The 12,579-nt window shown below is 45.8% G+C and carries 13 protein-coding genes; 9 read left to right on the forward strand and 4 right to left on the reverse strand.

Features of this window, described 5'->3' with window-relative positions; translation table 11 throughout:
• The first annotated feature begins 240 nt into the window (after positions 1 to 240).
• From ACSQ8P_RS09895 to ACSQ8P_RS09905, 3 genes are all read left to right on the forward strand, one after another.
• Positions 241 to 1,920, forward strand: a complete 1,680-nt coding sequence (locus tag ACSQ8P_RS09895; protein WP_436235009.1) for a hypothetical protein — start codon at positions 241 to 243, stop codon at positions 1,918 to 1,920.
• A 138-nt stretch (positions 1,921 to 2,058) separates the two neighbouring features.
• Positions 2,059 to 2,631: a sigma-70 family RNA polymerase sigma factor gene (locus ACSQ8P_RS09900; RefSeq protein WP_436235010.1), complete on the forward strand. Its 573-nt coding sequence runs from the start codon at positions 2,059 to 2,061 to the stop codon at positions 2,629 to 2,631.
• A complete protein-coding gene (locus ACSQ8P_RS09905) occupies positions 2,628 to 3,344 on the forward strand; it encodes an anti-sigma factor domain-containing protein (RefSeq protein ID WP_436235011.1) in 717 nt (238 codons plus the stop codon). The genes ACSQ8P_RS09900 and ACSQ8P_RS09905 overlap by 4 nt, the downstream gene beginning before the upstream one ends.
• Positions 3,345 to 3,764: 420 nt before the next feature.
• Here the strand turns inward: ACSQ8P_RS09905 and ACSQ8P_RS09910 are convergent, their stop codons facing one another.
• From ACSQ8P_RS09910 to ACSQ8P_RS09920, 3 genes are all read right to left on the reverse strand, one after another.
• Entirely contained in the window at positions 3,765 to 4,370 is a 606-nt protein-coding gene (locus tag ACSQ8P_RS09910) for a c-type cytochrome (RefSeq protein WP_436235012.1), read from the reverse strand.
• A 151-nt stretch (positions 4,371 to 4,521) separates the two neighbouring features.
• A complete protein-coding gene (locus tag ACSQ8P_RS09915; RefSeq protein ID WP_436235013.1) occupies positions 4,522 to 5,460 on the reverse strand; it encodes an aldo/keto reductase in 939 nt (312 codons plus the stop codon).
• Between the two features lie 30 nt (positions 5,461 to 5,490).
• On the reverse strand, positions 5,491 to 6,486 hold the full coding sequence (locus ACSQ8P_RS09920) for a Gfo/Idh/MocA family protein (protein WP_436235014.1): 996 nt from the start codon (positions 6,484 to 6,486) through the stop codon (positions 5,491 to 5,493).
• A gap of 131 nt (positions 6,487 to 6,617) precedes the next feature.
• Between ACSQ8P_RS09920 and ACSQ8P_RS09925 the strand changes: the two genes are divergently transcribed.
• The 6 genes from ACSQ8P_RS09925 (at position 6,618) to ACSQ8P_RS09950 (ending at position 11,992) form a co-directional block, all read left to right on the forward strand.
• Positions 6,618 to 7,466 (forward strand): AraC family transcriptional regulator, encoded by an 849-nt coding sequence (locus ACSQ8P_RS09925; RefSeq protein WP_436235015.1) that lies wholly within the window; start codon positions 6,618 to 6,620, stop codon positions 7,464 to 7,466.
• A gap of 101 nt (positions 7,467 to 7,567) precedes the next feature.
• The gene (locus ACSQ8P_RS09930; protein WP_436235016.1) at positions 7,568 to 8,203 is read left to right on the forward strand and encodes a DUF2238 domain-containing protein; all 636 of its coding nucleotides are present in this window, start codon (positions 7,568 to 7,570) and stop codon (positions 8,201 to 8,203) included.
• A gap of 25 nt (positions 8,204 to 8,228) precedes the next feature.
• Positions 8,229 to 9,359, forward strand: coding sequence for a lactonase family protein (locus ACSQ8P_RS09935; RefSeq protein ID WP_436235017.1), 1,131 nt, complete (start codon positions 8,229 to 8,231; stop codon positions 9,357 to 9,359).
• 413 nt (positions 9,360 to 9,772) lie between these two features.
• A complete protein-coding gene (locus ACSQ8P_RS09940) occupies positions 9,773 to 10,222 on the forward strand; it encodes a MarR family winged helix-turn-helix transcriptional regulator (protein ID WP_436235018.1) in 450 nt (149 codons plus the stop codon).
• Complete coding sequence (locus ACSQ8P_RS09945) at positions 10,219 to 11,484, forward strand: MFS transporter (protein WP_436235019.1); 1,266 nt, start codon at positions 10,219 to 10,221, stop codon at positions 11,482 to 11,484. The genes ACSQ8P_RS09940 and ACSQ8P_RS09945 overlap by 4 nt, the downstream gene beginning before the upstream one ends.
• 109 nt (positions 11,485 to 11,593) lie before the next feature.
• Positions 11,594 to 11,992 (forward strand): hypothetical protein, encoded by a 399-nt coding sequence (locus tag ACSQ8P_RS09950; protein ID WP_436235020.1) that lies wholly within the window; start codon positions 11,594 to 11,596, stop codon positions 11,990 to 11,992.
• A 72-nt stretch (positions 11,993 to 12,064) separates the two neighbouring features.
• Here the strand turns inward: ACSQ8P_RS09950 and ACSQ8P_RS09955 are convergent, their stop codons facing one another.
• On the reverse strand, positions 12,065 to 12,412 hold the full coding sequence (locus ACSQ8P_RS09955; RefSeq protein ID WP_436235021.1) for a LytTR family transcriptional regulator DNA-binding domain-containing protein: 348 nt from the start codon (positions 12,410 to 12,412) through the stop codon (positions 12,065 to 12,067).
• Positions 12,413 to 12,579: the final 167 nt, after the last annotated feature.

Below are 12,579 nucleotides of genomic sequence, written 5' to 3' on the forward strand. Positions count from 1 at the left end.
TGGAAAGCTAAGTAACGATTCTATGTTAATATGCTTATTTTGCCAAAAATAACGCTTCCTTATATCTTATCATGGCGAAGGAAGGTCGTCCATCGGATCAAATGTTGTTTCATTCAATCTTTTTGATTAATTTATGAAGAAGTACAAACCGATACCAATGCCGCTTCGTTACCTTATTAGGAAAAGCATTCAACCAGAAGTTGAGTTTGCTTCACCCCAACTAAGGAGGCGTGTACGGGTATGAGATATTTGAAGAAATTAGTCATTTCAGCTTTTGTACTTCTAGGTGTTGTCATGGGTCTGACCGCTTTGACTGCGATTGCAGCTGAGCAAATGCATGTGAAATCGGAGACAGATGTGGCAGGCGATCTGGGTATCTTACAAGGAGACGGCAGCGGACTTACGACTGAATATCTAAATAAGTCTACAACGAGATTTCAAGCAGCGATTATGTTTCTACGTTTAAAAGGGCTGGAGACTGAGGCATTAGCTTACAGTGGGATGAATAATTTTAAGGATGCGAGTCTTGTCTATAAAGAGGGCCAAGCGGTTCTTGGTTACCTCAAAGCGCACCCTGAGCTAGGTTGGCAAGGCACGGGCGGAGACCAATTTGATCCCTTGTCTGGCATCACAGCTCAGGCTTATTACAAGGTGTTATTGGAAGCCGTCGGTTACAAGCAAGGAACAGATTTTGAGTTCGCCCAGACACTTGCTTTTGCTGAGCAGAAGGGTTTATCCAAAATCGCAAGTGTACAGCAAGTCGTCAACATGAATGTGGCAACTGCGACAATTGAAGCCTTGCGCGCGTCATTGAAAGGCACTGACAAAACACTCGCAACTGTGTTATCCGAGAAGGGTATCCTTGCAGCGAATATGCTGGAAGAACTTACATACAAATCATTACAATTAAAGAAAAACGATACGCTAGGAAGCTATCTGGCTGATTCCAAGGGAATGACACTCTACTATTTTACAAAAGATGCAGGGGATCTGAATTCTTGTGTAGATGCTTGCTTAGCGAAATGGCCCGTTTATTTCGATGATAAACTGATGGTGCCTGCAGGCTTTCACGCAGCCGATTTTAGTGTGTTCATGCGTAAAGACGGTAAGCAGCAAGTGATGTACAAAGGGTGGCCTTTATACTATTATGCTATGGATCAAGCGGCAGGGGATACGAAAGGCGATGCGGTTGGTAAACTTTGGTATGTCATTAAGCCGGCAGCTGGGATTGCAGTAGGGACCAAAGCCGACCTTGGCAACTATTTGACGGATGCGTTGGGCATGTCACTTTATTATTACGACAAAGATACGAAAGGCGTCAGCAACTGCGCCGGAAAATGCTTGGAGAAATGGCCTTTATACTATGCCGATCACATTGCTGCACCTACAGGAATGAACTCGGCTGATTTTGGAACGATCATTCGTGCGGATGGGAAGAAGCAAACGACCTACAAAGGTTTTCCTTTATACTACTGGGTAGACGATAAGAAGATGGGTGACACGACGGGACAAAATGTGGGTAATGTATGGTTTCTTGTTGATCCAGTAACTTTCAGCGGTACGAAAGCCGTCAATAGTTCGGTGAAAACAAGCAAATCTGATCAACTTGGCACGTATTTGGTCGATGCAAATGGCATGGCGCTGTACTTGTTTACAAAAGATAAAGCCGATGTGAACTCCTGTGTTGGTCAATGTATTGTGAACTGGCCGATTTTCTATGATGCGAATCTGACTGTGTCGAGTGATTTAAATGCAAGTGAATTTGGCGAATTCACTCGAACTGACGGAATAAAGCAAAACACATATAAAGGTTGGCCATTGTACTATTGGATTAAAGATAAAAACCCTGGGGATACAACTGGACAAAATGTAGGCAAGGTGTGGTTCGTACTAGACCCAACGAAAACTGAAATCAGGTAACAGGCAACAGAAAAGCTGTAACTGTGAACTTCAACCTTCTGCTTGATGCGGAAAGGTTGGAGTTTTTGTCTATACGAGCTGAAAATATGGTAATGTAAGAGTTAATTGACATCAATTTCACTCGGGGAGAGCCAAGCTATGCGAAATCGAACAGATGGGGAGCTTATGAAGCTAATTATGGCGAAAGAGCATTCTGCTTTGGAAGAGCTCTATGATCGTTATGCTAAGCTTGTATACTCGTTTGCTATGAAATCCATGAAGAATGAGCAGGAAGCTAGAGAAATCGTACAATTGGTGTTTACGCGTCTGTGGACAACAGGCAAGGGCTATGATGCCAGCAAAGGCGTATTCGTCAATTGGATCATTACGATCACACGCAATATTACGATTGATTATTTACGCAAAAATCGTAAACACAACCAAGTCATTCAATTTGAGCCTCGTGAGTGGGAGCATGCACTTGTTTCGGGGGAAGCGACTCCAGAGTCGGTCTTATCCCGTAAGTCGACGGTTGAACAAATTCAACAAGCCTATGTGCATTTGTCAACGAATCAGATTGAATTGATCGAAATGATGTATTGGGAAGGCTATTCGTTAAGTGAGATTGCATCCCAAAAGAATGAACCAGTAGGCACCGTAAAGAGCCGACTACATCAATGCTTAAAAATACTTCGTAAGCATTTGACATCACGAGGGGAGGGTGACGTATGAAAGGACAAGAACCTATTGACTGCAGCTATCTCATTAATTATTTAACAGGCGAATGTACGGAATGGGAACGTGCTTCTTTCGAACGGCATCTGCGTACCTGTGACTCATGCAGAGAAGAGCTGCCAGAATTGCAATCCGTCTGGTTTACACTACCTTTCCACATGGAAGAATTGGAAGTTCCGCCGGATTTAAAGCAGCAAGTGATGAAGTCTATTGCTACAATGGAACCAGAAGAACACAAGAAGCGTCGATCTTTTACATGGATCTATGGATTAACCGCAGTAATCGTACTCGGTATCGTCGTAGGCATTGTGTGGAATTACAATCCGCTCCCGTCCCCCAAAGAATCGGCAAGTGAGTTGCTAGATAAGCCATCTGAGGTCGTCAATACGTATGTGTTGAAATCAGCGGACACGTCGATGCCATCGGCTTCAGGAACGGCTTGGGTCGTGAAGCATGGGGATCTTAATAAAGTAGTGGTCAATCTATCTGGACTGAATGAAACACAAGGGGATTGGACGTATCAGGTCTGGTTGAATCATAACGGCAAGAAGTATAACTGCGGGACGCTTCTTGTGGATAATAACGGTGTAGGTGTATTGTCCTATGATGTTCATGCAAAAGAATTGATAATTGACTCCATTGGCGTCACATTGGAGCCGGATGCGAATGGCAGTCAACCGCGAGGGAAAAAGGTGCTAGGTTCTACGTAACATAAAGAAAAAAGCAGGCTTCCTTTCTGAAAAAGGAGGCCTGTTTTCGTTTGTCCTGCCTGATGGATGACATGCTAGATACGAGTTGAGCTGTGGATGGAGAAGTAGAAATTAGTGTGGCCAATTGAGTTTGAGTAGCTAGTTGTCAAATAAATGCAAAATGTACAGCTAATAGTACTGATTTTTCTTGGATTTTGTGAATAGATGGAAAAAGTACAGCAGCAAATTTGAGCAAGATTGGCTGTATGGTAGATTTTAGCAGAAATTAAATGTAGGAAATCCATCTAATGTTCCCAATTAAAGAGAAAAAGCAATAATAACTACAGAAAATCCATCTAATTTGTTTAGGGCGGCGGAGTAAGGTTATTCCAGTTAACCGAATTTGTGAATCACGAACCCTCCAAACCTAGAAACTAACCATCACTTCATGCTCGAAAGCCAATTGGCTAAGGTTTCGATGTCGTCGGGCTTTAACTTGTCTTTGAATGGCGGCATCTCGACCTTGCCGTTCATGATTTGCGTGACGATCTGCTCCTTCGTTCTACGCGAACCTACTTTCGTTAGGTTCGGACCGTAATCCCCTGCCAAGCCTACGCCATGGCATACCAAGCAGTTGTCCTTATATAGCAGCTCGGCCTTCGCGCTTGAGCTGCTTACCGTCGTCTCCTGCGGCTTGACAGAAGGCGCAGGCGTAGGTGCAGCAGTAGGGGCTGGCGTCGCGCTAGCAGGCGCTGGGGTTGGTACCGGTGTCGGCTTCGCCGATGGCGTCGCAGATGCTTGTGGTTGCGGCGTTGCGCTGGCTGCTGCCACTGGGCTTGCCGTAGCGGCAGGTGCTGCCGTTGCCAGAGGCGTTACTGTCGCCGACACCTGTGGAGTCGGCGTTGCTGCTGTCGTTGTCGCTACAGGTGACGGCGTGGCCGAAGCAGCGGCAGGCGAGATGGCCGCTGGACTGGCTTCTTTTCCGCTGCACCCGGAAGCTGCGAGGATGATCATCCCACAAAGGCTTACTTGCATCCATTTGTTCAAATCGTTCCAACTCCTTCGTATGTATGCTAATAAAGGTAACGATTGATTTTGGATTTCGGTTTTCTTTTTGTAAGAAAAAGGGGACACCGACATCGGTGTCCCCTTTCGATCGAGAGTTCGCAATCTTGCGAACACATCCATACCCCTGAAGCTACACCGTAGCTCCAGTCAAATCAAGCCAGGCTAGCTCCTGCGCCGTCAGCACTAGCTCTGCGCCATCGCGGCAGGAGACCATCTCAGCCTCGCTGCGTGGTCCGATCAGCGCACACGCCGGAAACGGCTGGCTTATCACATAGGCGAGGGCGATCTGGATCGCGCTCACGCCTTTTTCTTGTGCGAGCTGCTGAGCACGCTGCAACCGCGTCCAGTTCTCGTCGCTATAAAATACGCGAACGAGATCAGCGTTATCACGGATTTCCGGCGAGAACCGGCCTGTGAAGAAACCGCGCGCCTGCGAAGACCACGACAGCAGTGGAAACTGCTTCTCTTCGTACCAGCGCAAGGCCTCCTCATCTGCTGATACACAGCCAGCCCAGAAAGGTTCATTCGGCTTAGCGAGACTGAGGTTGGGTGAGCTGAAGCTAAAGCCAACGAGGCCATGCTGAGCAGCATATTCATTCGCTTCTTGCAAACGCTGATGCGTCCAGTTGGATCCGCCGAAGGCACGAATACGGCCAGCTTCCAGATGCTCATTCAATGCTTCGACAATGACGCCAACAGGTGTTGCGGGGTCATCACGATGCAGACCGTACAAATCGATGTAGTCTGTACGCAATCGCTCCAGACTTGTCATTAGATCCTGGCGGATAGCTTCGGGATTCACGCGAGGTCCGTTTTGATCATGATGTGCGCCTTTGGTGAATAGCACCATTTCTTCTCTTTTACCCGTTTCCTCCAACCAAATACCAATCGCTTGCTCGCTTTGCCCACCACAATAAATATGAGCGGAATCAATCGTGTTCCCGCCAATAGCCAAATAATGATGGAGAATTTCACTAACCTCTTGTGGGTTGTCTAGTCTGAAAAAGTCAGATCCCATCACCAACTTGGATACCGGTTTATCTAATCCTTTAATCTGAATATGCTTCATCTATGTTCTCCTGCCTCTCGTTTTGTAATATTAAAGCTGAACGCGAGCGCGTTCTGTTGCGGATTTCAAGCAAGCATCGATAACCTTCAAATTTAGAATGGCATCATTTGCAGGGAAACGCTGCGCTTTTTCACCCCAGGTTGCATAGGCCATATCGTCAACCTGCAGGGCGTATTGGTTAAGGAAAGGAACTTTTTCTTCGCGCTGTTCGTTCCCAACAAAAACTTGGAAATGACCAGATTCTTCCGTTGGTGTTACAAACGCCGATGGAATCACAATGCGTCCTTTGGAACCTAGAATCTCAAGTGTATTTCGGAACGATGCCCACATCCCGCAATCGAACGTGAGGGCTACATTGCCACTGAATTCTACAAGTCCGGACATCATCATATCGACGTTATCATGTTCAGGTGAGAAGAACGCATGTGTGGTAACAGCCTCAGGCTCACGTTCTAGCAGAAATCTAGCCGCACTTAGCGGGTAACAGCCAACATCATAGACTGAGCCGCCGCCCCATTCACGGACGAAACGTACATTTTTGCTATCATTTGGATTACTGAATGTAAATGTACCGTGAATACCGCGAATATCTCCGATTTCGCCAGATTGCATGATTTCCTTCACACGCTCGTAACGAGGGTGATGGCGGTACATGAAAGCTTCAGCGAACAGTACACCAGCTTCTTCACTAGCGGTAACCATTTCCCCAACTTCAGCTGCCGTCAGTGCAGCAGGTTTCTCACACAGTACATGCTTTCCTGCCTGCGCTGCGCGAATCGTCCATTCTTTATGTAAATGGTTTGGAAGTGGGATGTAGATCGCATCAATCTCTGGATCCTCAATCAATTCTTCATAGCTTCCATAAGCTTTCGGGATATCAAGCCTGGCGGCTACCTCTTGAGATTTTTCTAAATTACGGCTTGCGATTGCGCTTACAACACCCGTTTGCGATTGCTGAATCCCCGGGATACAGGCACGGATTGCAATACCCGCGCAGCCTAAAATTCCCCAACGTAGTTTAGTCATACTTGTATTTCTCCTTTTTCTTGCGGAATGTGTAACGTTATATTGCTATTATAAAATGAGTTATTTAAAATGAATATAACAATATATTGAATCGACTATCGTAATATTGTCATTAGAGATGAGGTCTAATTATGATGCATAGGCATGTTATGCTACCTACCCTTCAACACTCCACCTATTTCATATTTCCTGAATCCATAGGTTGGTACAGCAATGAGCCCAATCACGAAGTAGCGCGTCCAGAAGGCTTGTGGACAACTTATAGCTTGCATTTCATCATCTCAGGTAAAGGTTATGTCGAGATCGAAGGGCAGCTATATACGTTGCAAAAGGGGGATGCATTCTTATTTCCACCGTATCAAGAGCAGCGTTATTACAGCTCCAAGGATGATCCATGGGATATTCGATGGGTTCATTTTTACGGGAATCATATTAAGGAGTTTCTATTGGAGAAAGGGTTTCTACGCAATCTATGGACGCTAAAAAGAAGTGCTGAGCTAGAGAAAGCTTTCAATGAGCTGCTTTTAGAAGCGGAGGCTTACCAAATTTTGCGGCCTACGCATTTAAGCACGCTGAATTATATGATTATAAGCGAATTCATGAGCTATGCCACGCCGTTAACGGTTAATCGAGGGACGGAATCGGTGGATCGGATACTAGCCTTGCTTCCAGAGATGCAGCGTAGAGCCTGCGAGCCGTTCAATCTCGAGGAGTGGGCTGAGCTTACAGGCGTGAGTACGTACTATTTTTGCAAAATATTTCGAAAAGCTACATCGATGACGCCGTTGTCGTTTATCACACTTTGCCGAATTCAATTCGCCAAGCAGCGTTTAATTGAGAAAGAAAATTGGCCGATCAAGGATATCGCTGGTGAAGCGGGGTATACGTCTGCGAGCTATTTCAATCAGCGATTTCAGGAACATGAAGGCATGACACCAAGTGAGTTTCGAAGCCTATACATGAAAGGTATATTCAACTAAATGAACAAGTCTCTGGCTTGGTACTAGAAAAAGTTAGTACTTATGGAAGGCATGCCAGCACGGTACTCTAAGTCTGTAGAGACGATAAGGGGGCTGAGCAGATGCTAAGTAAAGCAGATAAGAAACCTTTTCAAACAAATTGGATACTGCATATGATTCTAGTCGTGTGGCTGGGTGTGTGGGGATGGTTGGCGATTGCGCCGCATAGTCGTGGGGATTGGGTGTTAGAAAATCTTTTGACATGGGCAGCATTAGTTGGATTCATCGCTACGTATAGGGTTTTTATATTTTCAAATCTAACGTATGGATTGCTTGCCAGTTTTCTGTTATTGCATAGTGTAGGGGCTCACTTTTCTTACAATGGGACGTGGTTCGATCCCTGGTTAAGGCTTATATTTGTGTCTGAGCGGGATCATTTCGATCGGCTTGTTCATTTGAGTTTTGGGTTACTTTGCGCCTATCCCATTTATGAAGGTTTGAGGGCTTGGACAACACTTGGTAGAAGATGGATTTATGTGATGACGTGTGTTATCGTTTTGGCTATGGGCGCGTTCTATGAGCTTATCGAAATGTGGGTCGCCATGATCGTAGCACCTGAGATCGGTACTTTATTCGTTGGTGCACAAGGAGATCCTTGGGACGCTCAGCATGATATGGAGCTTGCACTATATGGAGCGATCATCTCGATGTGTGTGACGGCATTTGGGAAACGAAGGCATGGTGAAGATAACTTTTAGGGGGAAATGGGAGGCAGAGTTGGGGATGGGAAATGAGCGTGAAACTGCAATTAGTGATGCAAATGAAAATGAAAATACAAGAGAAAAGTCAAAGGCGTTTGTGTATGTTGGTTCATACACGGATGATCAGCATCCAGTTGGCATTTCTTTATATAGCTTTAATGGGCAAAATGGTGAATTGACGCTGATTGAAACGTACAGCGATTTGCCGAATGCTTCGTTTCTAGCGGTGAACAAGGATAAAACCGTCTTGTACGCTGTGAGTGAAACGGTGACATATGAGGGACGGTTCGGAGGCTCCACAGCTGCTTATGCGATTGAAGCAGGGACGGGAAGATTGAGCAAAATCAATCAACAGCCGGCAGATGGCTCTGCGCCTTGCTACATTAGCTTGGATGCCAACGGCCGCAGGGTGTATGTGGCGAATTACTTAAGCGGTGATGTAACCGTATTTCCCGTAGAAGCGGGCGGCGGTTTGGGTGAACACACGCAACTGATCAAGCATGAAGGCGAGCTTGGACCGCAAGCGGATCGCCAAGAAGCGCCGCACGCGCACTCGATTGTCCCATCCCCGGACAATCGCTTTGCTGTATCGGCCGATCTAGGCTTGGATCGGCTGGTTGTTAGCCGCATTGACTCAGATAGCGGCGACCTGCTGCCTCATGGCGGAGCAGGGGTGAAGCCGGGCGCAGGCCCGCGGCATGTGGTGTTTAACACGGACAGCACGTATGTGTACGCGATCAATGAGCTGGACAACACGGTCACCGTGTTGTCTTATGAGGCGGACGCGGGCCGCATGGCCGCGGTCCAGAACTTGTCGACACTGCCGGAGGACTTCGGCGGTGTCAGCTACTGCGCGGACATCCACCTCGCAGAGGATGGCCGTTTCTTGTATGCTTCTAACCGCGGACACGACAGTATCGCGGTTTATGGGGTTGACCGAGACAGCGGCACGCTGTCGGTCGTGGGTTGGCAGTCGACGCGGGGGCGGACGCCGCGGAACTTCGCGCTTTCGCCGCAGGACGAGTTCCTGCTTGCGGCGAATCAGGGCTCGAACAGCATCGTTGTCTTCCGCAGGGATGCGGAGACAGGGATGCTGCAAGAAACAGAACAAACCGTAGCGGTATCGCGCCCGGTTTGCGTGAGATTTCTATAAGAAGCGCAGAACGAAGCGGCGTTAGGCGCTATTTCTGAAAAGGGAGGTGCAAGTTTCGACTTGCGCCTCCTTTTTTTTGTATGGCGTGCGCTGTAACGGTGAAAAACACGCTTACAGCTGCAGAAAGTGCCAAAATCACCTGCTCCTCGCGCTGCAACGGTGAAAAACACGCTTACAGCTGCAGAAAGCGCCAAAATCACTAGCTTCTCTCGCTGTAACGGTGAAAAGCACGCTTACAGCCGCTAAATGTGCCCAAATCGCCCACCCCTCCGCGCTATAAGGGTTAAAAAATCAGCTAAATATTAGTTGCACATGCAACGTATTCGGCGTAAACTAAATTAGTGGCAAGTGCAACGATTCGGTAGGTTAGGTGTATTTTAGTTGTAAAATCAGAACCAGGAGGGGTTGTTGCAATGATTGAAACTCGGAATTCAATTCCAAGGTGGGTCTCGCTGATTTACCGGTACGGACAGATGTATATTGGTGAGCATTTGAAGAAATTCGAGATCGGTAGAGGTCAGCATATTTTCCTCAATGCGCTGTATAAAGAGGATGGTTTAACGCAAGAAGAGCTGTCCGATTATTTGAAAATAGATAAAGGTACGACGGCGAAAGCACTGAAAAAACTCGAAGAGCAAGGCTATGTAACGCGCATCGTCAGTGAAAAGGATAAAAGATGCAACGAGGTTTTTCTAACGGACAAAGCTCGCGGAATTAAAGAGGATGTACGCAAAGTTCTCACGGACTGGCGTGAGCGATTGACGTTTGGCTTGTCGGATGTTGAGAAGCAGATGGCCCTTACTATTTTGGAAAAAATGGGTCACAATGCGGCTCACTTTGCTGAGGAAGAGGTTGACCTATGAATATGAGGGCTGCGGGGGCGGTGTTCATTGATCGTCATTTCCATGCGTTGACACACAAGAATTATCGCTATATGTGGTTAGGGCAATGTGTATCACTGATCGGTACATGGATGCAAAATATCGGGCAGTCCTGGCTCGTGCTCACACTTACGGGATCGTCTCTTAAACTTGGGATTGTAGCTGCGTGCCAGTTTCTACCGATTCTATTGTTTTCGCTGTTCGCCGGCATTATCGTGGATAAATTTCCTAAGAAGAATATCCTTATCGTGACTCAAACGGTATCAATGATACTTGCCTTCGCTTTGGCCACATTGGTACTTACGGATACGGTTCGATATGAATATATCCTTGTCTTAGCACTGCTTCTTGGTTTAAATAATACGTTGGATATGCCTACAAGGCAGGCTTTTAATGTGGAAATTGTGGGTAAAGAAGATTTGATGAATGCGATTGCACTCAACTCAACGACGTTTAACATGGCAAGAATTGTTGGCCCTTCGATTGGTGCTGTAATGATGGCTTGGTTAGGTGCAGGGTGGTGCTTTTTGCTAAATGGGGTCAGCTTTCTAGCGGTTCTATATGGACTGATTCATATTGAGGCAGCACCCTACGTACGCAAGATGAGAGCGAAGGAAGGTATTCTGAAGGAAATTAAAGATGGGATCGTCTACATTGCCAAAGATCCAATTCTATCACCAACTGTGTTGCTAGTAACCGTTATTGGTACACTTGCTTTTAACTTTAATATTCTGATTCCTGTGTTCACCAAAAATGTCCTTCACATGGGAGAGACGACCTATGGTACGTTGATGTCTTGTTTGGGCGTGGGTTCGCTAGCCGGGGCTCTAACGATGTCGTTTCGTAGTAAGCGAGGGCCGAAGCTGAAGTTGAGTATGGCAGCAAGCTGCATGGTTGCTATATGCTTAATTCTTAATGGACTAAGCGGTTCGGTTTGGGTCTGTGGTACGCTGCTTGCGTGCACGGGATTCTTTAATATTTTATTCGCGACAAATAGTAACTCGGCTCTTCAAATGTATGCGAAGGACGAGTATCGCGCACGTGTCATGAGTGTGTATTCCCTTGTATTTGCGGGTTCTACACCGATTGGTAGTCTGTTCTCTGGGTTCATTGCGGATCGATTTGGGGCCAATGGCGCATTTGTGGCTTGTGGGGTTTTAACGGGGTTGCTCTGCTTGTTCATTACTTGGAAATATAAGTCGTCACTATCAACACAATCTTTTAAGGAGCAAGAAATGGCTTAAAAGGAGTAAATTCGACTTTTAATATTATAAAGATTCTATCATTTGGGTTGTCAATTAACTAGGGATTCGCTACAATATGAGGATAAGTTCATGTGTGAGGAGGGATCTTGTGCTGGGGATATTGAAAAAATGGATGCAGAAACCAAAGCAGGAACCGATGCACACTGTGGATTACAAAACAATGGAAATCGACGTTGTCATTAAATGTTTTGTTTCGGATAAGGAGAAGCCGTTTCGAGTCATCTTTAAAGTAGAGAAACAAGGCTCTTTCTTTTCGAAAGATATTTTTGTGAAAAATGTGGATTCGAAAACATCCTTTGAGCTCATTCATAACTTTTCCACGCTTGGCATGAACAATGAAGAGTTGAACAAGTATGAAAGCACAGATTATGCTGAATACAGCTTCGCTACGTTGGAAGAAGCCAAAAAAGTGAAAGATACAACCGTCGATTACATACGTTTTCTGATCCGCGAGCATCAGCAAGAGACACTAGCTAAAATATCATAATGTTGTAAGACAAGAAAGGAGCTGGCGATCAATTCGCTCGGCTCCTTTTTTGGCACTTACATTCAATTGTACTTATGCTTCAGCCTTTTGTTGTAATACAATTTCTTTCAGCCGATATTGGCGAAGCTTTGTAATCGACGTGTATTTGGATTCGGATCCTCTAACTTCGAAGAATACTTTGCCGTCTTGAATATGTTGAATTTTACGAGTGTTCACATAACAATCTGTGTTTACTTTGAAAAAGCTGCTGTCTGAGGTCATATTCTGGATCTCTTCTGTATTAAGGCGTTTCTTGATATGGTAGTTCTTCCCGTGAAAGGATACTAGACCATGTTCACCAACGCGGAAATACATGATATCCTTTTCTAAAATAAAATCCTCATACGTATTCTTTACTTCGAGTTCGAGCGCTACATTCATTTTATTTGCCCCCTTCTTAAAATGATAACGCTTACATTTAATGTGACGGTATTATCTTACCATAATCTATGAGCCATGGGAAGGCTTTTTTCATTGAAAAAAACCAACATTATTCTCCCTTCAAGGTCGAATAGGTTGGTTTTATTGCTAATTTTGACGAACGAACA

Origin of the sequence: Paenibacillus sp. LjRoot153, assembly GCF_964253085.1 — a bacterium.
In the GTDB taxonomy this organism is placed as follows: domain Bacteria; phylum Bacillota; class Bacilli; order Paenibacillales; family NBRC-103111; genus Paenibacillus_E.

Excerpts from the sequence above, each read along its gene's own strand:
- ACSQ8P_RS09895 (WP_436235009.1), top strand. The coding sequence starts at position 241 with ATGAGATATTTGAAGAAATTAGTCATTTCAGCTTTTGTACTTCTAGGT.
- ACSQ8P_RS09900 (WP_436235010.1), top strand. The coding sequence starts at position 2,059 with ATGCGAAATCGAACAGATGGGGAGCTTATGAAGCTAATTATGGCGAAA.
- ACSQ8P_RS09905 (WP_436235011.1), top strand. The coding sequence starts at position 2,628 with ATGAAAGGACAAGAACCTATTGACTGCAGCTATCTCATTAATTATTTA.
- ACSQ8P_RS09915 (WP_436235013.1), bottom strand. The coding sequence starts at position 5,460 with ATGAAGCATATTCAGATTAAAGGATTAGATAAACCGGTATCCAAGTTG.
- ACSQ8P_RS09920 (WP_436235014.1), bottom strand. The coding sequence starts at position 6,486 with ATGACTAAACTACGTTGGGGAATTTTAGGCTGCGCGGGTATTGCAATC.
- ACSQ8P_RS09925 (WP_436235015.1), top strand. The coding sequence starts at position 6,618 with ATGATGCATAGGCATGTTATGCTACCTACCCTTCAACACTCCACCTAT.
- ACSQ8P_RS09930 (WP_436235016.1), top strand. The coding sequence starts at position 7,568 with ATGCTAAGTAAAGCAGATAAGAAACCTTTTCAAACAAATTGGATACTG.
- ACSQ8P_RS09935 (WP_436235017.1), top strand. The coding sequence starts at position 8,229 with ATGGGAAATGAGCGTGAAACTGCAATTAGTGATGCAAATGAAAATGAA.
- ACSQ8P_RS09940 (WP_436235018.1), top strand. The coding sequence starts at position 9,773 with ATGATTGAAACTCGGAATTCAATTCCAAGGTGGGTCTCGCTGATTTAC.
- ACSQ8P_RS09945 (WP_436235019.1), top strand. The coding sequence starts at position 10,219 with ATGAATATGAGGGCTGCGGGGGCGGTGTTCATTGATCGTCATTTCCAT.
- ACSQ8P_RS09955 (WP_436235021.1), bottom strand. The coding sequence starts at position 12,412 with ATGAATGTAGCGCTCGAACTCGAAGTAAAGAATACGTATGAGGATTTT.